The 23,137-nt window shown below is 60.8% G+C and carries 22 protein-coding genes; 3 read left to right on the top strand and 19 right to left on the bottom strand.

All coding sequences use genetic code 11. The features are described 5' to 3' along the window. Positions 1–29: 29 nt before the first annotated feature. Both PG5_RS04275 and PG5_RS04280 read right to left on the bottom strand, forming a co-directional pair. Positions 30–1,739, bottom strand: coding sequence for a VWA domain-containing protein (locus PG5_RS04275; protein WP_020795854.1), 1,710 nt, complete (start codon positions 1,737–1,739; stop codon positions 30–32). A gap of 88 nt (positions 1,740–1,827) precedes the next feature. Beyond that, on the bottom strand, positions 1,828–2,388 hold the full coding sequence (locus tag PG5_RS04280; RefSeq protein ID WP_033045200.1) for a YbhB/YbcL family Raf kinase inhibitor-like protein: 561 nt from the start codon (positions 2,386–2,388) through the stop codon (positions 1,828–1,830). Between the two features lie 140 nt (positions 2,389–2,528). Between PG5_RS04280 and PG5_RS04285 the strand changes: the two genes are divergently transcribed. Then, on the top strand, positions 2,529–4,052 hold the full coding sequence (locus PG5_RS04285) for an apoptosis inducing factor family protein (protein ID WP_020795856.1): 1,524 nt from the start codon (positions 2,529–2,531) through the stop codon (positions 4,050–4,052). Between the two features lie 108 nt (positions 4,053–4,160). Here PG5_RS04285 and PG5_RS04290 read toward each other — a convergent pair whose 3' ends face one another. The 9 genes from PG5_RS04290 to PG5_RS04330 all read right to left on the bottom strand — a co-directional run bounded on the left by PG5_RS04290 (position 4,161) and on the right by PG5_RS04330 (position 12,623). After that, positions 4,161–5,672, bottom strand: coding sequence for a YdgA family protein (locus PG5_RS04290; RefSeq protein ID WP_020795857.1), 1,512 nt, complete (start codon positions 5,670–5,672; stop codon positions 4,161–4,163). Between the two features lie 235 nt (positions 5,673–5,907). Then, on the bottom strand, positions 5,908–6,543 hold the full coding sequence (locus PG5_RS04295; RefSeq protein ID WP_020795858.1) for a hypothetical protein: 636 nt from the start codon (positions 6,541–6,543) through the stop codon (positions 5,908–5,910). A gap of 93 nt (positions 6,544–6,636) precedes the next feature. Further along, complete coding sequence (locus PG5_RS04300; protein ID WP_020795859.1) at positions 6,637–8,085, bottom strand: efflux transporter outer membrane subunit; 1,449 nt, start codon at positions 8,083–8,085, stop codon at positions 6,637–6,639. Then, on the bottom strand, positions 8,082–8,969 hold the full coding sequence (locus tag PG5_RS04305; RefSeq protein WP_020795860.1) for an HlyD family secretion protein: 888 nt from the start codon (positions 8,967–8,969) through the stop codon (positions 8,082–8,084). Before PG5_RS04305 ends, PG5_RS04300 begins: the two co-directional genes overlap by 4 nt. After that, positions 8,966–9,175 carry a DUF1656 domain-containing protein gene (locus tag PG5_RS04310; protein WP_008059581.1) on the bottom strand — a complete coding sequence of 70 codons (210 nt, stop codon included), beginning with the start codon at positions 9,173–9,175 and terminating at the stop codon, positions 8,966–8,968. Before PG5_RS04310 ends, PG5_RS04305 begins: the two co-directional genes overlap by 4 nt. Continuing rightward, on the bottom strand, positions 9,172–11,244 hold the full coding sequence (locus PG5_RS04315; protein WP_020795861.1) for an FUSC family protein: 2,073 nt from the start codon (positions 11,242–11,244) through the stop codon (positions 9,172–9,174). The genes PG5_RS04310 and PG5_RS04315 overlap by 4 nt, the downstream gene beginning before the upstream one ends. Further along, complete coding sequence (locus PG5_RS04320; protein WP_020795862.1) at positions 11,241–11,669, bottom strand: MarR family winged helix-turn-helix transcriptional regulator; 429 nt, start codon at positions 11,667–11,669, stop codon at positions 11,241–11,243. The genes PG5_RS04315 and PG5_RS04320 overlap by 4 nt, the downstream gene beginning before the upstream one ends. Before the next feature lie 114 nt (positions 11,670–11,783). After that, the gene (locus tag PG5_RS04325; protein ID WP_020795863.1) at positions 11,784–12,029 is read right to left on the bottom strand and encodes a DUF2789 domain-containing protein; all 246 of its coding nucleotides are present in this window, start codon (positions 12,027–12,029) and stop codon (positions 11,784–11,786) included. Between the two features lie 132 nt (positions 12,030–12,161). Next, positions 12,162–12,623, bottom strand: a complete 462-nt coding sequence (locus PG5_RS04330; protein WP_033042421.1) for an aminoacyl-tRNA deacylase — start codon at positions 12,621–12,623, stop codon at positions 12,162–12,164. A gap of 196 nt (positions 12,624–12,819) precedes the next feature. On the opposite strand from PG5_RS04330, the gene PG5_RS04335 reads away from it, so the two are divergent. Together PG5_RS04335 and PG5_RS04340 are read left to right on the top strand one after the other, a co-directional pair. Next, positions 12,820–13,353, top strand: coding sequence for an NfeD family protein (locus PG5_RS04335; protein WP_020795865.1), 534 nt, complete (start codon positions 12,820–12,822; stop codon positions 13,351–13,353). Between the two features lie 2 nt (positions 13,354–13,355). Then, positions 13,356–14,114 (top strand): slipin family protein, encoded by a 759-nt coding sequence (locus PG5_RS04340; protein WP_020795866.1) that lies wholly within the window; start codon positions 13,356–13,358, stop codon positions 14,112–14,114. A 1-nt stretch (position 14,115) separates the two neighbouring features. On the opposite strand, the gene PG5_RS04345 is transcribed toward PG5_RS04340, so the two are convergent. From PG5_RS04345 to PG5_RS04380, 8 genes are all read right to left on the bottom strand, one after another. Next, on the bottom strand, positions 14,116–15,615 hold the full coding sequence (locus tag PG5_RS04345) for an efflux transporter outer membrane subunit (protein WP_020795867.1): 1,500 nt from the start codon (positions 15,613–15,615) through the stop codon (positions 14,116–14,118). Then, on the bottom strand, positions 15,612–16,676 hold the full coding sequence (locus PG5_RS04350) for an HlyD family secretion protein (protein ID WP_020795868.1): 1,065 nt from the start codon (positions 16,674–16,676) through the stop codon (positions 15,612–15,614). The genes PG5_RS04345 and PG5_RS04350 overlap by 4 nt, the downstream gene beginning before the upstream one ends. A gap of 26 nt (positions 16,677–16,702) precedes the next feature. Continuing rightward, a complete protein-coding gene (locus PG5_RS04355; RefSeq protein ID WP_020795869.1) occupies positions 16,703–18,238 on the bottom strand; it encodes an MFS transporter in 1,536 nt (511 codons plus the stop codon). Between the two features lie 211 nt (positions 18,239–18,449). Continuing rightward, entirely contained in the window at positions 18,450–19,376 is a 927-nt protein-coding gene (locus tag PG5_RS04360; RefSeq protein ID WP_020795870.1) for a LysR family transcriptional regulator, read from the bottom strand. A gap of 74 nt (positions 19,377–19,450) precedes the next feature. Next, on the bottom strand, positions 19,451–20,317 hold the full coding sequence (locus tag PG5_RS04365) for an ABC transporter permease (protein ID WP_020795871.1): 867 nt from the start codon (positions 20,315–20,317) through the stop codon (positions 19,451–19,453). A gap of 22 nt (positions 20,318–20,339) precedes the next feature. Continuing rightward, positions 20,340–21,200 (bottom strand): ABC transporter ATP-binding protein, encoded by an 861-nt coding sequence (locus tag PG5_RS04370; protein WP_020795872.1) that lies wholly within the window; start codon positions 21,198–21,200, stop codon positions 20,340–20,342. Between the two features lie 5 nt (positions 21,201–21,205). Further along, a complete protein-coding gene (locus tag PG5_RS04375) occupies positions 21,206–22,231 on the bottom strand; it encodes an ABC transporter substrate-binding protein (RefSeq protein ID WP_020795873.1) in 1,026 nt (341 codons plus the stop codon). Positions 22,232–22,249: 18 nt separating this feature from the next. Continuing rightward, positions 22,250–23,137 (bottom strand): TauD/TfdA family dioxygenase, encoded by an 888-nt coding sequence (locus PG5_RS04380; protein WP_020795874.1) that lies wholly within the window; start codon positions 23,135–23,137, stop codon positions 22,250–22,252.

Below are 23,137 nucleotides of genomic sequence, written 5' to 3' on the forward strand. Positions count from 1 at the left end.
CTGGCTGATGAACCCCTTCAATCGGCTCACTATTCAATCCGTCGTTCAGTGGCAGTTGGATTGGACGCCGTGGTGGTGCGCAAGCTCTGCGCCAGTTCCACTAATTGTACGAACTCACTGCGCAGGCCGAAGCGGTCATCGCCCCGGGCGCCACGGGCCAGCGCTTCGGTGTCCTTGAGGCTGAACTCGCCGGTGTAGCGTCCGTCCTTGAGCTGTTGGGAAAACGCCGCCACCGCCGCTGCAAAACGCAAGTCATCGCTGGGCTTGCCGGCCGGTTCGTTAGCGATCGGGCGTTCGATCAAGCGACTGTTCCCGCCTTCCGGTAACTGATAACGCACACGCAGCATCGCCAATTCGCCATTCTTTTCGGAAGCAGCGGCGGCCGTTTGAGCGTAGCGCAGCGGCTCCAACCAGCCCTTCTCGCCCGTGGGGACAATTTCGTACAACGCCGTCACCGTGTGTCCTGCACCGATTTCACCGGCATCGACCTTGTCATTGCTGAAATCCTCACGTTTCAATCCACGGTTTTCATAACCCAGCAGGCGATATTCGCTGACTTGCGCGGGGTTGAACTCCACTTGCAGCTTGACGTTTTTTGCCACGACGGCAAGGGTCGAGCCGAGTTGATCCACCAGCACCTTGCGCGCTTCACGCAGGTTGTCGATGTAGGCGTAATTGCCGTCGCCAGCATCGGCCAGTTGTTCCATCAGGTGTTCATTGTAGTTATCCACACCGAAACCCAGGGTGGTCAGGGATACGCCTGTCTTGCGTTTATCCACAGCCATTTGCTTGAGGCTGTCGAAGTCGCTGACGCCGACGTTGAAGTCGCCGTCAGTAGCCAGTAGAACGCGGTTGATGCCCTTGGGGATAAATGCCTGTTGCGCCTGTTGATAAGCCAGCTCGATACCCGAGGCTCCGGCAGTGGACCCCCCTGCGGTCAATTGGTCGATGGCTGTTCGGATCCTGGTTTTTTCCCGTCCGGAAGTGGGCTCCAGCACCACGCGCGATTCCCCGGCGTAGACCACCAACGACACCCGATCCTGGTCGCGTAGTTGATCGACCAGCAATTTCAGGGTGCTTTTGACCAGCGGCAGGCCCTCGCGGCGATCCATCGAGCCGGACACGTCCACCAGGAACACCAGGTTCGCCGGGGCCAGGTCCGAGACCGTGCGGTCCGAGGCCTTGATGCCGATGCGCAACAAACGCGTATGCGGATTCCAGGGTGAGGCTGCCAGTTCCGTGGTCACGCCGAAGGGCGAGCCATCGGTGGGCAAGGCGTAATCGTAAGGAAAGTAATTGACCATCTCTTCCAGCCGCACCGCCCCTTGCGGTGGCAGTCGTCCCTGATTGAGCAAGCGGCGGACGTTGGCGTAAGCGCCGGTGTCGACGTCGGCACTGAAGGTCGATACCGGTGTTTCGGCGACACTGTGGATCGGGTTGTCTGCCAAGGCCTGGTATTGCTCTCGCTGTTCATCGCGATAGCCCTGTGGATAAGTTTCTGCGCCCGGCATCGGCGCGAAACGGGTCATGGGCGCCGCGCCTACGCTGCGTTTGGCCACCGCTGCATCAGCCATGACAGTTTCATGCTGCACCGCTTCGGTTTTCAGCTCCGCCTGAGCCGGTGGCGGTACCGCTGCGGACTCAGGTTTCGAAGAAACACCGCAACCGGCAATCGCCAGCAACAGCCCGGCGGTAAAACCCTGGGCGACCGGACGTAGAACATGCAGAGGGAGAGACATGGGGGCTGACCTCAGGAGGAAATTGATCCATTCATCCCGTGAGACGGACAGCCCGGACGGTTCGGGTTAACCCGTGCTAAAAAAATCTTCAGCGGTGGTAGCGCCGCACCACACTACTGTTTTTCAGCACATGACCTTTGATTTTTTCCAGCAGCTGGGTGCGCGTCAGGCCGGCTGGCAGGGCATCCGGGGCCAGGTCCAGGGCAAAGAGCTGGATGATGTAGTGATGTGCGCTGTCGCCAACCGGTGGGCAAGGCCCGACGTACCCCGTAGTGCCTTTGCTGTTGGTACCGCCGACGCCCTCGAGCGCGGATTTTGCGCCGACGCCCGCCGGGATCTGGTGAGTGCCGGCCTTGATGCCGTAATGCACCCAATGATCGATGCCCTGGCCTTTCTGGCCATCCGGGTCGTGCATGACGATGGCGTAGCTGAGCGTGCCTGCAGGGCCGGCGTTCCAGTTCAGCGCTGGCGAAACGTTGTGTCCGCCGCAACCCGGGGCGTCGCTGGCGGCAGCCGAGGTGAACAGTCGATCATCCGAGACGCCTGGGATGTTCAGGGTAAAACGCTCCTGGGCCTGCGCCGGAAATTGCACGCAAAGGGCGACTGTGACAGCCGCTAGCCAAGGGGTCAGAGAGGTCAATCGGGTCATACCGGGAGTACCTGGTGCGGGTGGGGCCGAGGTCGGCGAGCAAACTATAGCTGGACCGTTTGCGCGGTGGCAGTGGCAATTGGATGAACCTCGAGTTAAGCGCCAGACTCTTAATTTAAACGCCTGTCTGGAGAGCGATCATGACCCTGCATCGCGTTGCCCATCTCGCCGATATACCCGAAGAACGTGGCCTGGAAGTCAGCGTCCAGGACAGCAAGATCCTCCTGCTTAAAGTCGGCGATCACGTGCGCGCCTATCAAGGCGAATGCCCGCATGCCGGAGCGCCTCTAGTCGAAGGCGCGCTCTGCCATGGGCGGCTGACGTGCCCATGGCACAAGGGACAGTTTCGGATCGAGGACGGCGGATTGTGTGAACCGCCAGCCCTGGACAGCCTCAAGCGCTACCCGCTTGAAGTGCGCGGGGACGAAATCTGGGTCGACGATCAGCCACTGCAAGACGCTCACACGCCACCGGCCGATGACGAGCGCACTTTTGTAATAGTCGGTGCGGGAGCCGCGGGCACGGCGGCGGCTTCGGCCCTGCGCGAAAAAGGCTTTGGCGGTCGGGTGCTACTGATCGACCGCGAAGCCAACGCCGGGTACGACCGCACGGTACTGAGCAAATTCGTGATTGCCGGACAGACACCACTGGAAGAAATCCCGCCCCTGCGCGACGAAGACTTCTACCGGGAGCAAAGAATCGAGCGAATGAACGCTGAAGTGGCGAGCCTGGATGCCGCCAACAAAACGCTACAACTGGTCAACGGCCAATCGCTGAAGTACGACGCCGCCTTGCTGGCGACAGGCGGTATCCCCGTTCGACCGCAATTGCCCGGCGCGGACCTGCCGCAAGTGTTCGTCTTGCGCTCCAAGGCGGATGCGCAACAGATTCTGCACAGCGCCAAGGCCGGTCAGCGGGCGGTGATCATCGGCGACAGTTTCATCGCCATGGAATCCGCTTCCTCCCTGCGCCAATACGGCCTGGAGGTCACGGTGCTGGCCCGCCATCCGGTGCCTTTCGCCAAACAGTTCGGTGACAGCGTCGGCAAGGCGATTCTGGCGCTGCATCAGGCCAACGGCGTGGTGTACCGAACCGAGGGGCAGGCAGCGCAGATTGAAGGAGCGACGCGAGTCGAAGCGGTGCAACTGGATAATGGCCAGCGTCTGCCAGCGGACCTGGTGCTGGTCGGGATTGGCGTCACCCCCGCCACTGCGCCTTTTACCGATCTGCCGAAGGAAAATGACCAGTCGCTGCTGGTCGACGGCGGGATGCGCGTAGCCGATGGGCTCTGGGCGGCTGGCGATATCGCGACGTTCACACTTAACGGCCAGCCCCAGCGCATCGAACATTGGCGCCTAGCGCAACAACAGGCGCGGATCGCGGCGGCGAACATGCTCGGTGGCGATGAACATTACCTCGACGTGCCGTACTTCTGGACTTGGCACTTTGGCAAAAACTACGACTACCTTGGTTGCGCGCAAGCCTGGGACGAAGTCGAGTTCAAGGGTGATCCTGGCAACCCGCCTTTTATCGGGCTGTTTGGCAAAAATGGCGTGGTGACGGCGGCGGTCGCCTGTGATGAAGAGCGCACGATGGCGATGCTTGCCGAACGGATGAAGCAGCCGTTGTCTGTGGATGAGGCATGGCGGCTGATCCGCGGTTGAAAGGGACGCTGCGGTGTACCTTTTACACCGCGTTATCGTTCTTCGCCGGCAAGCCTGGCTCCTACAGGCAAACCGGACACCGAAGTTCGCCAGCCAGCCTGCTGGGGGTTACGGCTCCTGGACGACGGCAGGAGCGCTGAACTTGCTCATAAGGAAACCGACAAACTCCTCGACGGTCATTTTCTGGCCGTTGAATTCCACCTGGTTATTGGCGAAGTGCAGTTGGGTGACGACGTTGCTGCCATCCAGTTTCGCCAACTGCGAGCCGACCGCCATGCTGCTGAACATATCGGTGGTGGCAGTCGCCTGGTCGGCGATGAGCTTGGCGTCGGTCTGGCCGTCGATTTGCGACTGCACGCTGAGTATGTCGACGAGCATCGGCTTCGACACTTTCAGGTTGACGTCCAGTAACGCGATCATCTGGCGGATCAACTGGTCAGCCGGCAGGTCGATCGATTGCGGCTTGGTCAGGTTAAGCACCAGGTTGGCGCGGCTTTCACCATTGGCGGTGTTGAACGACAGGTTCTCCAGAGCCACCTGCGGGCCGGCCGCCAGCAATTTTTCCAGGCCGGTTTTAAGCTGCGCTTCTTCTGCAGGGGTCAAGTTCAGCTCGGGGACCGGTTGACCGGCCTCGGCAGCCTCGGCGGCGGCCTGCTCATAAGGCTGCAATTTAGTCTGGTAGATCTGCATCAGCGACAACGTCGCCGGGATGTCGAGGTTCTTCAGGCTCATGGCAAGCTGGGCAGAACCCACAGCCTTGCCGTTCAGGGACACTTCACCGATCTTGTAGTCGGCATGCCCGGAAGCGTTGGTGCCTGACTCCTCGGTGTGGTTCTTCATTTCGAAACTCTTCAAGCCCAGCACCGACTGCTTGGGGCCAAAGGTGGTTTTACTGTTGCTCAATTCGACGGTGTTATCGCCGGTGTAATAACCGTAGGTGCTTTTGGTCAGGTTGCTGGCCAGGGTAAGACCACTCAACTCGACCAGCACGGGTGCCTGGTCTTCGGAAACAGTGGTCAGCTTGAGGCTGTCCATGTAGCCATCGGCCTTGACCTTCTGCGCCTGGGCGCTGGCCGCGACATCAACCTTCAGGCCGGAAAATTTCAGGCTGGACTTGTCATCCAGTGCAGTTTCCAGCGGCAGCAATTCAAGCGTGCCGTTGGTGGAATTGTCGTAGCCGATGTTGACCACGCCCTTGAGCGGCGACGCGTCCTTGGTGGCGGCGAACCATTTTTCCGTGAGCGGGGTCTTTTCCAGTTCATAGTGACTGGTGGCCATGACCGGCAACCATTTCAGCGATACCAGGCGCGAGAACGGAAGCGGGCCGTGCTCGATGTGGTCGGTAAACAGCAATTCGACCGGTACCTCGCCGAACATTTCGCCTTCACCCTTGAGGCGGTAATGCGCAGTGCTACTGAATACATGACGTTCCAGGGACACCAGTTCCAGCGAGGCCGTGCCTTTGTAACCGACCATTGCAGCCTGCAATTGCTTGTTGGCATCCGCCAGGGAGCTGTTGAGCACACCTTCGATTTTGGTGCCGGTGAACCAGGCTCCGCCAGCGCTGATTGCACCAATCGCGACAACGATTCCCAGGAGCACGCCTGCTGATTTATTCATGAAAGACCCGTTCGATGTCCGTTGTTGAAAATGTGGTCGTCTTCCCTGAACCCATGAGGGGTTGCGGTCACGACTGCGCTGAAAATGGGGTGCAGGTTAGCATCAGGCGTGCAAGGCAGCCCAATGGTTAACGGTGAAAAAGTGTCGCCTGAAAAAAGATCGCAGCCTGCGGCAGCTCCGACAGGGTGATACGAATCTCCTGTAGGAGCTGCCGCAGGCTGCGATCTTTTAGCAATCAGGAATACTGAACCTCGATCTCATCAAGCTGGTGATCAAAGGTTTTCAGCCGCGCCGTCCAGGTGTAGATCAACACTTCGAAATCCCGGTTGATCACCGCCCCGCCCGTCACTTCACTGCGCGGGTCGCAGTAGTCGAGCTGATAGCGCTCCCGGGCCATGGCGGTGGCGACGTCAGCCAGCTCGCGAGCATTGTTGAGCCAGTGCCGACCGTCGTCGGCCACTTGTTTGTCCAACTCAAGGCATTGTTTTTTCAAGGTTTCGAGGCTTTTTTCCAGGGGTGTGCCCGTGAGCTCGCCCATGACTTCCTGGAAGGTCCTGCCCGGCTGCCAGTAGCTGCCCCAGAAATACCGGTCGAAGACCGATTCGACACGCCGTAGCGCCACCTTGGTGTTCCAGATCATCACCAGGGTCTTGCCTTGTTCAAGCTGTCTTTTTTTGATTCGTTGTCCTTGGACCGACGCCCAGGCCACCACCGCAATGGACATCACGGCAATCAAGAGGGCGGCGCTGTCGAGGAACGTCAGCGCTTTGTCGATCTGGTTAGCCAGCATGATGCCGTAGAAATAGGTGCCTGTGAGCAGCACCAGCGCCACAACGGCGCACCAGAAGCCGAGAGCATAAGGGTTTTTCATTATTGGTTTCCCCATGACCTGCGCATGCCTTGTACGAATCCAGGGCGCTTTTGCACGAACGCCCTTTCAACACTTCAAAGCATAGCAACGGCCTCAGGGTTTGCCGGAGTTCGATGCTTGCGTTCGTCCGCTTTCCCAACCACCGCCCAAGGCGAGGAACAAATCGATCTGGCTGATGGCAACCTGGGTGTTGGCAGCGGCCAGTTGCGCGGTGACGTCGATGTAGGTGCGGGTCGCCTGCAAGTCCGCCAGGAACGATGCACGACCGGCCTGGAAGAAACGATGGGTCTGGTCGGCGGCCAGCTTCGCCGACTGCTCGGCGTCCGCCAGCGCCTCACGGCGTTGCAGCAAGGCGGAGTACTGGGCCAGGCCGGTCTGGGTTTCACGAATAGCGTTGAGTACCACACCATCGAAATGCGCCAGCGTCGCCTGGGTCACCGCTTCAGCTTCGCGAATTCGTGCCCTGGCGCCGTTGGTCGGCACATTCCAGGTCAGCGATGGGCCAAAGCCCCAACGGTTGGCAGAGGGTTCGCCGAGGTTTTCCAGGAGACCGACCGTGCCGATGGTCGCGCCGATGCGAATGTCCGGGTAAAGCTCACCGGTAGCAATGCCGATACCCGCGGTCGCGGCCGCCAGTCGACGTTCGGCCTGGCGGATGTCGGGGCGGCGCTTAAGCAGCGATGCACCGTCGCCCACGGGTACCAATTGCGTGATTTTTGGCAGTTCGTCGCAGCTGGCGGTGCCGGCCGGTAGTTGATCCACAGGCTTGGCCAGCAGCATCGACAAGCGGAAAAGCCCGGCCTGACGTGCCGCCTCATAGCGCGGCATGTCGGCGCGCAAGGATTTGAATTGGGTTTGCGAACGGGTGACCTGGGTTTCGTCGCCACGCCCGGCATCGCGCAAACGCTGGATCAGCGTGGTGCTCTGGGCTTGCAGGTCGAGGGAATGCTGGGCGATTTCCCGTTCCTCGTTGGCTGCGCACACCTGGGTGTAAGCCCGGACCACATCGGCCACCAGAGTGATGCGCGCCGTATCGGCGGCAGCCTGGGTCGCATCGGCATTGGCCTTGGCCGCTTCGATGCCGCGCTGCAAGGTGCCGAACAGGTCAAATTGGTAGGACGCGCTGATGCCGATATCGCCGATGTTGGCCACCGGCACCTTTTCCGGCAGCAAGAACGCTTCACCGGATTCCTGCAAGCGCTGGGCGCCCATCTTCACCCCACCGCTCCAGCCGCCCGCCGCCTCGGCCTCGTCCACCTGAGCGCGAGCGCGCAGCAGGCTGGCGGCCGCTACACGCAGATCAGTGTTGGACGCCATGGCCTGCTGCACCAGTTGGTCGAGCCGCGGGTCCTGATACAAGCGCCACCAATCGGCAGGCACCGGCGCCGAGACCACCGGCTTGCCGTCCACTGCCAGTTCGCCCTGCAGGTCTTCACGGTGGATCGCGGCTTCCTCCGGCAGGTGATAATCCGGACCGACCATCTGACACGCCGACAGCAGCAAGCCTAATCCGGCGATCGCCAAACCCGAGGCCTTGCTCATTGCACGGGCTCCCGGTTCTGGTCGTCGATGATCGATACCGTGGCGGTGCGCCCGGCGATCATGCGGAAATCCTCAGGGACCTCATCGAACGCGATACGCACGGGAATCCGCTGGGCCAACCGCACCCAGCTGAAGGCCGGATTGACGTTGGGCAGCAAGTTGTTGCCACTGGTGCGGTCGCGGTCTTCGATACCGGCCACGATGCTTTCCACATGGCCGCGCAGGCGCGCATTGTCGCCAATGACCCGGATGTCGACGCTTTGGCCGATGTGGATGCCGTTGAGTTTGGTTTCTTCGAAATAGCCGTCGATATGGAAAGAATTGCTGTCCACGACGGACAACACTGGCCGCCCGGCACTGACGAACTCCTGGGTTCGCGGCGCGCGGTCGTTGACGTAACCGTCCACGGGACTTCTGATCACCGAACGGTCGAGGTTCAGTTGCGCGCTGTCTACCGCAACCTGGGCTTCCATCAACGCCACTTGTGCGCGGGCCACCCGGGACTGGCTTTCTTCCAGCTGTTCGCCCGGCACCAGATTGCCAAGACCCTTGTTACGCTTGGCTTCACGCTGGGCCTGGGCCAAGGTTTCCTCGCGGTCTGCGACCGCCGCTTTCGCCTGGCGCAAGGCCAGTTTGAAACGGTCCTGGTCGATGCTGAACAGTACTTGGCCGCGCTTTACCAACTGGTTGTCGCGCACTTGCACTTGCTGGATCAGCCCGGATACGTCCGGCGCGATCTGCACGATGTCGGCCCGGATGTGCCCGTCACGGGTCCAGGGCGCGAACATGTAGTACATCACCATGCGCCAGACCACGACCACGGCGAAAGTTACGATCAACAGGGTCAGGACCACGCGACCAAGGGTTAGAAACGGCTTTTTCATGTCATCAGGTATCGACTGAGTGAATCCACGGCGCCAAGCAGCAAGGCGTAGAGAGCCACGTTAAACAATGCCCGGTGCCAGACCAGACGGTAAAAGTGCAGGCGCGTCAGCACCCCGTGCACCAACAGGTACAACACATAGGTAATGCCCATCAGCACCAGCAGCGTAGGCAAAAACACCCCGCTGATATCCAGATCACCGATCATAAAGGCGCTCCATCGATGCCATGGGGAAGCGGTTCTTCGGGCTCGGCAGATCCGACGAACTCGACGCCGGGCAACAACGCCAGGCGCAAGCCGCTCAAGGCGTGCAACAGGTGCAAGCGGGTTTCTTCATCACCCGCGCCGCCCAACGCTCGGCGCGTTCGGTCGAGGGTCATCAGCAACGGACTCGGCGCCGGCAGGCGTTCGCCGGCCTTGAGGCAGGCCTTGAAGTATTCGCCGACCTCGGCCACTACCTGACGCAGCAATGCCTGCGGAACGCCGTGAACCCGCGGCGTATAAGCCAGCAGGTCAAGCAGGTTCAGCGCCACACGAACTTCGCGCAAGGCGATGCCGGTGTCCTGGCCGGTCACCGCCAGCCGCGGTAGATGCTGCATCAGTCGATCCAGGACCTGCACGCCCAGGCGTCGATGGTCGGCCAGCGTGGCCGGCTCAGTGAGGCTGATAATGTCGCGCCAGGCGAAACGGGTCAGGCGTTTGGCCGCAAGCTCCGCACCGAACGGCCGGGCGATCAGGGTCCAGACGAACGCGAACAGCAAGCCCACCGGTCCAGCCAGGTTGGAGTTGGCGAAACTGAGGAAGTCCGCGTCGTAGGCGCCCTGAATACTGATGAACGACGAGGTATTGACCAGCGTCAGCAACATGCCCAGGTAAAACTGCGGCTTGACCGTCAGTGTGCCGATGCAGATGAACGGTACGGCGAAGGCCAGCACCAGCATCGGGAAATCATGCAGATTGGGCAGGACGAGAAACAGGTAAAGGCTGGCGAATACCACCGACATCGCCGTCCAGAAAAAGAATCGGTAGATCTGCGGTGCCGGGTCATCCATCGAGGCAAAGAAGCTGCACGCCACGGCCGCCAGGATCACTGCACTGCCGCCATCGGTCCAGCCCAGCAGAATCCACAGCACCGAGGCGACAATGATCGCCGCGACGGTGGAAGCGGCGGAATAGAGCATCAGCCCACGATCCAGAAAGGGGGTCAGGCGCCCCAGGCGCCAATGCCGATAGACCGCACGCCAACTGTCCTGGCTTTCGCACTGGATCGCGTGTTGCAGGCTGCGACAGTCCTGCCACAAATCGACCCACTCGCCGAGGCGATAAAGGGCGTTGGAGAACAGCAGTTGCTTGCGATCATCCAGCACTTCGGTGCTGGGCTGCAGCGCTTCGAGTTGGTCTTTGAGCGCTTGCCAACGCTCGGGATCAGCATTCTTGTGATCGAGCCATTCAGTGGCAGCGGCCAGCAATGGCGCGAACTTGTCCACCAGCTCAGGGGTGCGCCTTTCCAGCGCGTAGAGCGCATCGTCGAGGGCATCGATCACTGGCAACAGGTGAATCATCCGTCCGCGCAACTCCTTGGTGTTGCGCACTGTTTGCGGACGCGCGCCTTCGTGGGGCAACTGACCGATCATCAGTTCCAGGGTATTGAACGTGGCGACCATCGAGGCGCGCAAGGCGCTGACCTCCTCGGACTGCACGTTGCGGGCGAGAAAGCACGTGCTGTAATTCGACGCGTCGGCAAACCACTTGCTCACCGAATCGTTGAACACCGGCGCCAGCCGTCGCGGCCAGAACATCGCACCGACCACCGCAGCGACGGCGATGCCGAGGAAAATTTCTTCTGTGCGCGCTTCGGCCACGTCCCACACTGCCAACGGGTTATTCACTACCGGCAGGGCGATCAAAGGCAAGGTGTAGCCGGCCAGCATCAGGGCGTAATTGTTCGCGGTGCGCAAATGCATGGACAGGAACAACAAAATCCCGGTCCACAGTGCGATGACCAGCACCAGCACATAAGGACTCTGCACGAACATCGGCACGAACAGGACCGCCGCAGCGGCGCCCAGAAAAGTGCCGACTGCGCGGTACAACGCCTTGGAACTGGTGGGGCCGACAAACGGGCTGGAAACGATATACACCGTGGCCATCGCCCAATAAGGACGCGGCATTTGCATGAGCAAGGCGATATACAGCGCGATCATCGAGGCCGCGAAGGTGCGTACTCCGTAGAACCAGTCCCGGGCCGGGGGCATACCGGAAAAGAAACCGTTCAAGGGCTGGTTACCGGCAAATGACTGGCCGACTCGAAGGCCTTCAATACGCGCAGCGTCGCTTCAAGATCTGCCGGATCGATGCCTTCGAGGACTTCATGACGCAAACGCACCAACTCAACCTCGACGGCTTGCACCAGGGTCCGACCGGTAGCGGTCAGGCTCAGGCATTTGGCGCGCCGGTCCTGGGCGTCTGCGGTGCGGCAGACGTAACCGCCATGGCACAACTGATCGAGCAAACGTACCAGGGACGGGCTTTCCATCCCCGCCGCCTGCGCCACCGTCACCTGCCGCACGCCCTCGCCTAGACGCCCGATCATCAGTAACGGGACGGCACAAGCTTCGGAAATTCCATAGTTGGCCAGGGTGGACTGGCAGATTTTGCGCCAGTGCCGGGCGGCCACCACCATGGTGCTGCTGATGTTCATTTGCAGAGCGTCGAGGTTATTCGGCACGAGGGAAAACACACTGTTAGTTTGCTAACTATCAATATGGCATTGGAAGGGATTTTCAGTCAAGTTTTGAAACAAATCTTCGGCTTTTTACATTCCCCTCCCCTTCCTCAACATCACATCCAGCTGATCCACCACCTCCGCCCAATCGGCGTCTTCCAGAATTTCATTGCGCAACAGATCCGCCTGGCTCGGGTTCCAGAAAAAAGCATCCGCCAGGTGCAGGTCCGGTTTGAGCGGTGAGTGGGTGGTGATGAATTTGTCGATACTCTCGGCGTCGTCAGGCAGGCCGAGTTGCTTGAACAGGGAGGGAAGATTGTGGGTTGGGTTTTCCATGTCGGGCTCCAGTAAAACTGATAAAGGGACCGCTGCGCGGTCAATCGCGAGCAGGCTCGCTCCCACAGGGAAGGCGTTCACCTTGTGGGAGCGAGCCCGCTCGTGAAGACGACAGCATTGACGAAACGATCCTCAATGACTCAACTCCCGCACCTCTGCATGGGGCACCATTTTCAGGAATTGCGGCATGTCCATGTGCAGCAGGTTGATGTGATTGCCGGCTTCCAGATAGATGTCTTTCTGTCGAGTCAGCAGCGGGTCGATGACAACGTCAAGTCCATAGGCTTCGCCCAGGGCCGGCACGGCCCCGCGTTCGCAGTCTTCAAACAGATGCGGAAGGTTGCTCTCGCGGGAAACCTGCCATTCACCGGTGCTGCGCACTTTGCTCAAGTCCAGGTGACGGCTGGCGGGAAGCACGGCCATCAGGTAATGCCCGTGGTGGTCGTCAAGAATGACCGACTTGGCCACCCGTTCTGCAGGAATACCCGCCACCCGTGCGGTTTCGAGGCTGCTGGCCGAGTGGGGATGGGTGACGATGTCATATTCGCATTGAGCCTGCTCCAGGCTTTTCTGCACGGTTCTTGCCATACGCATGATGCACCTCGGTGTCCGCAAAAACGCCTGGCGGACGATGGTTAACACTTTTGTACGTAGTAAAAGTCTAGGCCCGCTGGGGCAAACCAGCGGGAATTCCGCCCATCGGACAGGTCGACAACTGAGCAAAATTCATACAATCAGCAGCTCAACTAGACTGTATACAGAACCACCTGCGACTCTCCCGGAGGGTCACGTGAACATTCGTTGTTGTGCGCTTGCGTTGCTGTTGGCATTGAGCGGAGTCGCCATCGCTGCGGACACCGCCGAACTGCCCGGTTCCAATCCCGCGGGGATCTGGCTGATCACTTTCGGTATCGCTTTTTTAATCGCCGAGGCGGCGCTGCCCAACTATGGCGTGATCGGTCTGGGCGGAATCGTGATGTTCGTGATCGGCGCAGTGATCCTGACCAATGCCGAACTGCCCGTGCCGTTGATGATCGGCCTGGGACTGCTCAGCGCGCTGCTCTTGATATTCCTGTTGATCCGCGCCCTCAAGACCCGACCGCGCCACACCGTCAGCGGTGACGCCGGCCTGTTGGGCAGCGTGACCCCGGTGCTGTCTTTGCAGGCCGGCGATGCGTGTCTGGGCTGGGTGCATCTACAGGGCGAACACTGGCAGGTATCGAGCGCCCAGCCATTGCAGGTCGGGCAAAAGGTCCGGGTGGTGGCGCGCAAGGGATTGTTGCTGGAAGTGGCCGCGGCTGACGCGGTAACGGTTGGAGGTTAGCCATGGGTCTGCAAATCGGTTTTGTCGCGCTGCTGCTACTGCTGATCGCACTGGCGGGGGCGACGTTCCGCATCCTGCGCGAGTACGAGCGTGGGGTGGTGTTCCAGCTCGGACGCTTCTGGCAGGTCAAGGGCCCCGGCCTGATCCTGCTGATTCCGGTGATCCAGCAAATGGTCCGGGTCGACTTGCGCACCATCGTCCTCGACGTCCCGACGCAAGATGTTATCACCCGCGATAACGTCTCGGTCAAAGTCAATGCAGTGCTGTACTTTCGAGTACTTGATCCACAGAAGGCAATCATCCAGGTCGAAGATTTTCTCATGGCCACCAGCCAGCTGGCGCAAACCACCTTGCGTGCGGTGCTCGGTAAACACGAACTTGATGAACTGCTGGCTGAGCGAGAACGACTGAACATCGACATCCAGCAAGTTCTCGACGCCCAGACCGACGCTTGGGGCATCAAGGTTGCCAATGTCGAAATCAAGCACGTGGACCTCAACGAATCGATGATCCGCGCTATCGCCAGACAAGCAGAAGCGGAACGCGAACGCCGGGCCAAGGTGATCCATGCGGAAGGCGAATTGCAGGCGTCGGAAAAACTCATGCAAGCCGCCGAAATGCTCGGCCGCCAACCCGGCGCCATGCAGCTGCGTTATATGCAGACGCTGAGTTCGATCGCCGGGGACAAGAGTTCGACCATTGTCTTCCCGTTGCCGATCGAATTGCTCAAGGGCATGGCGGATCTGTCGGCTAAACCTTGAGTCAGCGTTGCGCCGCCAGCGGATAAACCGACTCCCATCCGCCACCCAGTGCCTTGTACAACCCGACTGCTGCCAGCGACACGCCGGTGGAACTCTCCACCCATTGCTCCTGGGTCGCCAGCAATGCGCCTTGCACGGTAAGGACGTTGACGAAGTCCACCACGCCCTCGACATATTGCTGTTGCGCGGTTTGCAGGGCGATACGGTTCTGGCGTACCGCTTCGGCGAGGCTGTCGCGGCGCAGTTGGCTGGCGTTGTAAGCGCTCAATTGGTCGTCGATTTCATGCCAGGCGCGCAAGACGGTTTGCTGATAGGCGATGGCCGCTTCCTGTTGCTGGGCTTCGCGCAGGTTCAGCACGCCGCGCAGGCGGCCGCCGTCGAACAGCGGCAGGCTGAATTGCGGGCCGATGCCGAACGTGCGTGAACCCCAGGAACCGAAATCGCTCAGTTGCATGGCTTGCGAACCGACGCTGCCTGACAGGGTAATCCGTGGATAAAAATCCCCCTTGGCCACGCCGATGCTCGCGGTCGCGGCATGCAGGCGGGCTTCGGCCTGGCGAATGTCCGGGCGGCGCTCGGCCAGTTGCGAAGGCAGGCCGATGGCAACCTGGCGCGGCGTTTGCGGCACCGGCGCGTCAGTGGATAACTCGGCCGCCAGCGCCTGGGGAGGTTCCCCCATCAACAGGCTCAAGGCGTTGATCAGTTGGGCCTGGCGCTGCTCCAGTGCTGGCAGGCGCGACTCGATGGCCGCGACCTGGGCGGCGGCTTCGGCGACATCAAGGTCCGTTGCGACACCATCAGCCAGGCGCAGCTGCGAAAGTTTCAGGCTGTGCCGAGCGACCTCGAGGTTCTGTTCGGTAACGGCACGGGTGTTCTGCACTCCGCGCAGTTGAATGTAGTCCTGAGCGGTTTCCGCCAGCACCGACAACAGCACACCGCGACGGTCGTTTTCGGCGACTTCCACGGTGGCATCGGCGGCCTCGGTTTCGCGGCGCACGCGACCCCAGAAATCCAGCTCCCAAGAGGCGGAGAAGCCGGCATCCCAGAGACTGAATGCAGAATTGCCGTTGTGCCCCGACGGATCGCTCAGGCCTTCGCCGCTGTTGCGTTTACGGGCGTAACTACCCGTGGCGGCGGTATTCGGATAGCGGTCGGCGGTGATCACCTGGCGTAAAGCACGGCTTTGTTGCAAGCGGCTGCTGGCGAGTTTCAGGTCAAGGTTGTCGCTCAGGGCACGTTGAGTGAGGGCCGAGAGTTGCGGATCGTTGAACACTTGCCACCAGCGTTCGTTCATCGTCTCCTCACTGGCCTGGCTGGCGGCGGCCTTGGATGGTTTCGCCCACTCGGTGACTTGCTGTGCCTGAGGTTTTTGGAAGTCCGGGCCTACGGTGCAGGCTGACAGGCTCATCACGAGCAAGGCACAAAGGGTGAGTCGAGACGGATGGCCTCTTCGCGAGCAGGCTCGCTCCCACAGGGGATCGCAATCAACGAAGATACTCATCGCTGCGCAACCTCATTGGCCTTCGCACCAGCCGTATCGATACTCGCCTCCACCGACATCCCCACCCGCAACCGTTCGGCTAACGGCTGACCCGGTTCCAGCACGATCTTCACCGGAATCCGCTGCACCACCTTGGTGAAGTTGCCCGTCGCGTTATCCGGCTTGATTGAAGCAAAGGTCACGCCGGTGGCCGGTGCGATGCTCTCGACCCGGCCGTTCAGCGCTGCGCCGCCAAAGGTGTCGACACGCACCTGCACGTCCTGCCCTGGCTGCACATTCGTCAGTTGGGTTTCCTGGAAGTTGGCCACCACATAGGCTTGCGCCAGCGGTACCACGGCGAGCAGTTTGCTGCCCGGCGTGACATAGGCCCCGACACGCAACGCGCGCTCACCGACCATGCCATCCTGCGGCGCGGTAATACGTGTGTAAGACAGTTCGTAACTGGCGATTTCCAGCTTTGCCTGCGCCCGTTTCAACCCACCTTCTGCTCCGTCACGCTGGGCCGTAAGGATATCCACCTGCTTGCGCTCCGCCGCCAGCACCGCCGTGACATTGGCCAACCGGGCAGTAGCCTGATCGATGCGCGTGCGCGCTTGCTGAGCATTCTGCACCGTGCCGGCACCGACCCCGGCCAGGTGGTCGTATCGGTTCAGTTCATGTTGAGCGAAGGCTATTTCAGCCTTGGCGGACACTACCTGTGCCTGTGCCTGGGCGATCACCGAGGCCTGACGCTCAAGCGTCGCCCGGGCATTTTGCAGTTGCGCCTGAGCCACCACGGCTTCGGCGGCGGCCGCTTCGGCGGCGGCGCGCAGGTCGCGATCATCGATCAGCGCCAGCAGTTGCCCGGCCTTGACCTGCTGGTTGTCTTCCACCAGCACTTGCTTGATGAATCCGGCAACGCGCGGCACCACCAGTGTGTAGTCAGCCGAGACATAGGCATCATTGGTGCTCTGCTCTGTGCGCTGGCCAAACAGGCCGGGCGCCAGCAGATAAATCAGTACGCCCGTCGCGATCACGACGGCGACGCCAACAGCTACTTTTTGCTTGGATTGAGTCGTCATGAAAACCTTCTGTTTCAGTGATGCGTTCAAGTCGGCGCACGGGGCGGATAGATCCGCGTCGGCAGCCAGAAAATCAGCAGGATCAGCGCCAATGCGACGCCGGCCATGCACAGGTAAAGGTCCGAGGCGGCCAGCACCACGGCCTGCTCATGCAGCCGGTGGGCAAGGCCCGGGGCGTCGCTGTCGACCAGGGGAGAGTTGCCGAGACGGTCCACCAGCATGGTCGAGTGAAAATGCAGGCGCTGCGTGGTCAGGGTTTCCAGCACGCCGGTGGCGACCACTGCTGCCAGGCCTTTCACGGTGTTGAACCAGGACGACGCAAACGGCCCGTCCATGGGGTTGATGCTGCCAGTCGAGAGCATCAGCAGCGGCAGGACCGCCATGGGTTGACCGAAGATCTGCAGCAGTTGCAGGACATAGAATTCGTCGCGAATCCACGCCGAGGTCAACTGCGAACCGCCGATGCAGGACAACACCAGCATGCTCAGGCCGATCCCCAATACCCAGCGGCAATCGACCCAGCGCAGGTTGCACAGCGCAGCGACCAACGGCAGCGCTATCAATTGCGGGAGCGCCGCCAACAGGGTGATGGGTGCAGTTTGTACCGGGCGATACCCCTGAACCTGCGCCAGATAGCTGGAAGGAATGATCACCACCGCCAGCAACACCACCAGCACGCCGGCCAGGGTGACCAGCGCGAACGACAGATTGCGGATGCCGAGCATCTGCATCTTGAAAAACGGAATCGGCTGCGACCACTCGTTGATCAAAAACAGCACCAGCAACAGCGTACCGCCCACCAGCAATCCAACAATCAGGCTCGACTCGAACCAATCCAGCCGATTGCCCTGCAAGATGCCAATCACCAGCATGCAGATCGCCGGAAAACCCAACAGCAAACCACGCCAGTTGAACTGTTTGAAACGCTCCAGCCGCAGCGGGTCCTGGGGTATGCCGTAGGCAACCGCGACCAGGGCAATCAAGCAGGGTACGACCACTTGCCAGAAGGTCCACTGCCAGCCCACATACTCGGTCCAGAGGCCTGCCAGTGGCGTGCCCAGGCCCGGGCCGAAAGTGGCCGTCAGGGCATAACCAGCCAATCCGTAGAGCTTTACGTTGGCTGGCAGAAAACGCAGGGCAACGGTCATCAGCATCGGCGGCAGCGCGCCACCGGCCAGCCCCTGCAACGTGCGCAGGACCAGCAGGCTTTCGTAGTTCGGCGCCAGCGGGCACAAAACCCCCAACAGCGTGAAGGCACTGATGGCGTAAAGGGTGAAGCGCCGCAGCGAGAACGTGACGGCACACCAAGGCGCAAACGCCATGGCAGCCACCGAGGTCGCGGCATAGCAAGCGACTAGCCAGGTGCCTTCGTCGTAACCGATGGCCAACCCGCCACGGATATCGGCCAGGGCAACCTTGGTCACCATCTCGTTCAGGCCCGACACCAGCACTGCCAGCAACACGCCAACCAGGCCGATGATGATCCGCGGGCCGAAAACCGGTGGTGTGGCGGCCGTCGGGATGGTCGCGGCGAGAGGTGCCGTGACCGTGAGGGAAGTCATTGTTGCGAGCTCCGGGATTTGAAGTCCGAAACATTCTATGAAGCGTGTGACCTGACGAAAACTGACTTATCGACAGGTTATAAGTGCGTTACACGCAATGCTGCAGAACCTGTGGGAGCGAGCCTGCTCGCGAAAGGGTTGTAACATTCACCATCACCGTTGACTGACACCCCGCTATCGCGAGCAGGCTCGCTCCCACAGGTTCATTCGTTCAACTCACCACCGGTTGCGCTGCCAACCACGTCTCGTCACAGCAAGCTTTCAGCGTTTCACGCAGCCAGCGGTGAGCGGGGTCATTGTCGAAGCGCGGGTGCCAGGCCTGGTTAAGCACGATGGTCGGCAATGGAATGGGCAAGGTGAACGAGCGTAATTTCAGCCCCAGTCGACGCACGCTCAACAGCGTCTCCCTGGGCACCGGCAGAATCAGGTCGGAATCGGGCAAGGCAAACATCGCCGCGTGGAAACTTGGCGCAATCACCGCCACTCGCCGCTCCAGGCCCAGGGCGTTGAGCGCCGCATCGATCGGCCCGCGAGCGATCCCGCGACGGGACATGCTGATATGTGAATAGCCAGCAAAACGTTCTGCGGTGATTTCTTGATCGAGCAAGGGGTGATCCTCGCGCACCAGGCCGACAAACTGGGTGGAGAACAGATTCTGCACCTTCACTTCCGGCATCAACGGCCGGTTGTTGCTGACGCTCAGATCGATGCGACCCTCTCGCAAGGCCTCATCATCGCCATCGCCCTCTGGCGCAAAACGTAATTCGCAGTGCGGGGCCTGACGCTCCATGGTGTCGAACAGCTTGCCGCCATAGATGCCGATGAAAAAATCGTTGGCCCGAATACTGAAGCGCCGGCGCAGGCTGCCCAGGTCCACAACCCTGGCCGAGTGGAACAAGTGCGCGGCCTGCTCTACTACGTCGCGTACCTGCTCGCGTAATTCAAGTGCCTTTGGCGTCGGCACCAGACCACGGCCGGCTCGCACCAGGATCGGATCACCGATGGCTTCGCGGATACGCGTCAGGGTGCGGCTCATGGCCGCCGGGCTGAGATTCATTCGCCGCGCGGCGCCCACCACACTGCCCTCGTCGAGCAAGGCGTCGAGGGCGACCAACAGGTTCATATCTGGTAGTTGCATGGAGAGCACGCATGCCTTATCAGGATTGATTCAGGCGCAATGCTAGCAAATCATTGACAGGCAGACTCAACGGATCAGCGCTGCATCCCCCACCGCTTCACCGTCACCCGCTCCAACGTATCAAACACCAGATTCTCAACCAGCAACCCAATCAGAATCACCACCGCCAACCCGGCAAACACCTTGTCCGTGTACAGCTCATTACGGTTCTGGAAGATGTACCAACCCAACCCACCCTTGCCACTGGTCGCGCCAAACACCAGTTCGGCAGCGATCAACGTGCGCCAGGCAAAGGCCCAGCCGATTTTCAAGCCGGCGAGGATCGATGGCAGCGCCGCCGGGATCAGGATGAACAGCACCAGGCGCAGGCCCTTGAGGCCGTAGTTGCGCCCGGCCATGCGCAGGGTTTCCGAGACGCCGAGAAAGCCTGCGTAGGTATTGAGCGCCAGGGCCCAGAGCACCGAATGCACCAGTACGAAGATCAGGCTGTTCTGCCCCAGTCCGAACCACAGCAACGCCAACGGCAGCAGGGCAATCGCCGGCAACGGGTTGAACATCGAGGTCAGGGTGCTGAGCAGGTCGCGGCCCAATTGCGTCGACACCGCCAAGGTGGTCAGGGCGAAGGCCAGGACGATGCCGATCAGGTAGCCCTTGAGCAGCACCACCAGGGAAATCCACACTTTACCCAGCAATTCGCCGCTGAGCAGGCCGTCGTACAGCGCATGCGTGGTCTGCACAAAACTTGGCAGCAGCAGATCGTTGTTCTGATAACGGGCAACGGCTTCCCAGAGTACGGCGAGCAAAATCAGGATCAGGCTTTTGCGCAGCCAACCCTGTTGCCACAGGCGTTGGCCAAGCGGCAGTTCGCGTTCCAGCGGTACGCTGGTGAGTGGCTGCAAAACCGTTTCGAACTCTTCACGCGGGGATGATAAATGGCTCATCGGGCCCTCCTCTCAAACTGGCTCAATAAGCAATGCGGATGTCGGCGAAATCCAGCTCGCGCTCGGTTCCCGGCGACTGGCCTTCATCGAATAACAAGCGATGGATGCGCCGCGCCGACTCCTGGAATGCCACGCCGCCCAGGCTGTGCAAGTCGTACTGATGGCTGTGGACTTCGGCACGCACGCGCCCCGGATGCGGCGACAGCAGCAGGATGCGATTGCCCACCACCAACGCCTCCTCGATGGAGTGCGTGACGAACAGCAGTGTGAAGCGCACCTCCTCCCAGAGCAGCAGCAATTCTTCCTGCATTTTGCGTCGGGTCAGGGCGTCGAGCGCGGCGAAGGGTTCGTCCATCAAGAGGATTTTCGGCTGCATCGCCAAGGCCCGGGCGATGGCAACCCGCGCCTTCATGCCGCCTGACAGGGTGTGCGGATAGGCATCGGCAAACGCCGCCAGACCGACCTTGTCCAGGTAGTGCAACGCCCGTTCTTCGGCCTCATTGCGCTTGAGGGTTTTAGAAGCCAGCAGCGGGAACATCACGTTCTGCTTGACGGTTTTCCACGGTGGTAGTTGATCGAATTCCTGGAACACCACGATCCGGTCAGGCCCTGGCGCATGGACGCGCTGGCCTTGCAGACGGATCTCGCCTTCGACTGGCTGGATGAATCCCGCGGCAGCCTTGAGCAATGTCGACTTGCCGCACCCGGACGGCCCAAGAAGCACAAAGCGATCCGCAGGGTCGACCTCGAAGCTGACCTGGTGCGTGGCACGCACCACCCGCTGGGGCGTGCGGTATTCCAGGCTGACGTTATCGACCGACAGCAGCGCTTGGGCGCAGGCGTTCGGTTTGCTGACCGTGTGGCCTTGCAAAGGGGCGTTCATGTCGGTCAGCTCCCTTGCAGCGGTTTGGCGTCCTGGAAGAAGTAGTCCTTCCACGAATCCGGTTTGTTTTTGATCGCGCCCACGCGGTAGAGGAACTCGGCCAGGGGGTAGGTATTTTTCGGCGTGACGCTGAATTCGAACTGCGGGTTGTCGATGATTTTCAGCAGCTCGGCGCGGTCGATCTTGGCCTTGGTGACGCGAATGTAGGTGTCCGCTGCCGCGCCCTTATCGTTCTGGGCAAAGGTCGCCGCTTCAGTCAGCGCGTCGATGAAGGCTTTGTAGGTTTTCGGGTTTTCATTGCGGAATTTTTCGGTGGCGAACAACACAGTCGGCGAGTTCGGGCCCAGCAAATCATAGGTGTTGAGCACCACATGCACGTTTGGATTGGCCAGCGCCTGATCCTGGAATGGCGGGTTGGAGAAGTGCCCGCTCAGCTCGGTACCGCCGGCGATCAACGCTGCCGTGGCATCCGGGTGCGGCACGGCGATGGTGTATTTGTCGAGGCGATTGAATTCCTTGTCGCCCCACTGCTTGGCGGCGGCATATTGCAGGAAGCGCGACTGCACCGACACGCCCACCGCCGGTACCGCGATACGGTCCTTTTCGGTGAAGTCGGCAATGGTCTTGACCTTGGGATTGTTGCTGACCAGGTAGTACGGGAAGTTGCCCAGGGAGGCCACGGCCTTGACGTTCTGCTTGCCGTGGGTGCGGTCCCAGATGGTCAGCAGCGGGCCGACGCCGGCACCCGCGATATCGATGGAGCCGGAGAGCAGCGCATCGTTGACCGCGGCACCACCGGAGAGCTGCGTCCAGTCGACCTTGATGTCGATGCCTTGCTGCTTGCCGTACTTCTCGATCAGGTTCTGATCGCGCACCACGTTGAGCAGCAGGTAAACGATGCCGAACTGTTCGGCGATGCGTATTTCACCTTCGGCCTGGGCCACGGTCGGTGCGACCAGGCTGCCGGCGATCAGGCTGAACCCCAGGCCGATTGCCGCGGCCAGCGGTGCAAAGGGTAGACGTTTGGACATGGTCAAATCTCCGACAAATCAGAAAGGCGCGTCGCCCTGGATGGTGGTGCGATACAGCTTGCGGCGCAGATGGCTGGGGCATCCGGCGGCGAGGTGGATCAGCGATCGGTTGTCCCAGAACACCAGGTCATGGGGCTGCCACTGGTGGCGGTAGATGTTTTGCGGCAACACGCTGTGGGCGTAGAGCTCGTCGAGCAATTGCTTGCTCTCGTCTTCCGGCAAGCCAACGATACGGGTAGTAAAACCCTCGCTGACGAACAGCGCCTTGCGGCCGTTTTCCGGGTGGGTACGCACCACCGGGTGAATGACTTCGGCAACCTGGGCCAGTTGTTCCGGGGTCAGGGTCGGGCGCCAATTGCCTTCGAATTTTGTCTCGCTGTAGCGCGCCGTATAGGAGTGCGCCGCCGAGCGACCTTCAACGGCTTTGCGTAATGCCTCGGGCAGGCTGTCCCAGGCTTTGTGCATGTCGGCAAATAGCGTGTCGCCGCCTTCGGACGGCAGTTCCTGGGCATGCAGCATTGAGCCCAGGCTTGGCAGTTCCTTATAGGAAAGGTCGGAGTGCCAGAACTTGCCGGCGTCCCCCAGGCCGATGGATTGGCCGTTTTCGATGATGTTGGAAACGATGAGGATTTCCGGGTGCCCGGCCAGCAGGAATTGCTTGAGCACATGGATCTGCAGCACACCGAAACGGCGGCTGAAATCGATTTGCTGCTCGGGGGTAATGCGTTGGTCGCGGAACACCACCACGTGATGATCCAGGTGCGCGCGGTGAATGCGCGCGAAGTCCTGGTCATTGACCGGGCGGGACAAATCGAGGCCGATGATTTCGGCGCCCACCGCACCGCTGAACGGGCGGATGTCGAAAGATTGTGGCGCGATGCTTGGCGATGGTGAAGCTGCAGACAT

The sequence above is a fragment of the Pseudomonas sp. G5(2012) genome (assembly GCF_000408945.1).
In the GTDB taxonomy this organism is placed as follows: domain Bacteria; phylum Pseudomonadota; class Gammaproteobacteria; order Pseudomonadales; family Pseudomonadaceae; genus Aquipseudomonas; species Aquipseudomonas umsongensis.

Bases quoted from the DNA above. Each gene is read 5' to 3' on its own strand.
- PG5_RS04275 (WP_020795854.1), bottom strand. From the start codon at position 1,739: ATGTCTCTCCCTCTGCATGTTCTACGTCCGGTCGCCCAGGGTTTTACC.
- PG5_RS04280 (WP_033045200.1), bottom strand. From the start codon at position 2,388: ATGACCCGATTGACCTCTCTGACCCCTTGGCTAGCGGCTGTCACAGTC.
- PG5_RS04285 (WP_020795856.1), top strand. From the start codon at position 2,529: ATGACCCTGCATCGCGTTGCCCATCTCGCCGATATACCCGAAGAACGT.
- PG5_RS04290 (WP_020795857.1), bottom strand. From the start codon at position 5,672: ATGAATAAATCAGCAGGCGTGCTCCTGGGAATCGTTGTCGCGATTGGT.
- PG5_RS04295 (WP_020795858.1), bottom strand. From the start codon at position 6,543: ATGAAAAACCCTTATGCTCTCGGCTTCTGGTGCGCCGTTGTGGCGCTG.
- PG5_RS04300 (WP_020795859.1), bottom strand. From the start codon at position 8,085: ATGAGCAAGGCCTCGGGTTTGGCGATCGCCGGATTAGGCTTGCTGCTG.
- PG5_RS04305 (WP_020795860.1), bottom strand. From the start codon at position 8,969: ATGAAAAAGCCGTTTCTAACCCTTGGTCGCGTGGTCCTGACCCTGTTG.
- PG5_RS04310 (WP_008059581.1), bottom strand. From the start codon at position 9,175: ATGATCGGTGATCTGGATATCAGCGGGGTGTTTTTGCCTACGCTGCTG.
- PG5_RS04320 (WP_020795862.1), bottom strand. From the start codon at position 11,669: ATGAACATCAGCAGCACCATGGTGGTGGCCGCCCGGCACTGGCGCAAA.
- PG5_RS04325 (WP_020795863.1), bottom strand. From the start codon at position 12,029: ATGGAAAACCCAACCCACAATCTTCCCTCCCTGTTCAAGCAACTCGGC.
- PG5_RS04330 (WP_033042421.1), bottom strand. From the start codon at position 12,623: ATGCGTATGGCAAGAACCGTGCAGAAAAGCCTGGAGCAGGCTCAATGC.
- PG5_RS04340 (WP_020795866.1), top strand. From the start codon at position 13,356: ATGGGTCTGCAAATCGGTTTTGTCGCGCTGCTGCTACTGCTGATCGCA.
- PG5_RS04345 (WP_020795867.1), bottom strand. From the start codon at position 15,615: ATGAGTATCTTCGTTGATTGCGATCCCCTGTGGGAGCGAGCCTGCTCG.
- PG5_RS04350 (WP_020795868.1), bottom strand. From the start codon at position 16,676: ATGACGACTCAATCCAAGCAAAAAGTAGCTGTTGGCGTCGCCGTCGTG.
- PG5_RS04355 (WP_020795869.1), bottom strand. From the start codon at position 18,238: ATGACTTCCCTCACGGTCACGGCACCTCTCGCCGCGACCATCCCGACG.
- PG5_RS04360 (WP_020795870.1), bottom strand. From the start codon at position 19,376: ATGCAACTACCAGATATGAACCTGTTGGTCGCCCTCGACGCCTTGCTC.
- PG5_RS04365 (WP_020795871.1), bottom strand. From the start codon at position 20,317: ATGAGCCATTTATCATCCCCGCGTGAAGAGTTCGAAACGGTTTTGCAG.
- PG5_RS04370 (WP_020795872.1), bottom strand. From the start codon at position 21,200: ATGAACGCCCCTTTGCAAGGCCACACGGTCAGCAAACCGAACGCCTGC.
- PG5_RS04375 (WP_020795873.1), bottom strand. From the start codon at position 22,231: ATGTCCAAACGTCTACCCTTTGCACCGCTGGCCGCGGCAATCGGCCTG.
- PG5_RS04380 (WP_020795874.1), bottom strand. From the start codon at position 23,137: ATGTCTGCAGCTTCACCATCGCCAAGCATCGCGCCACAATCTTTCGAC.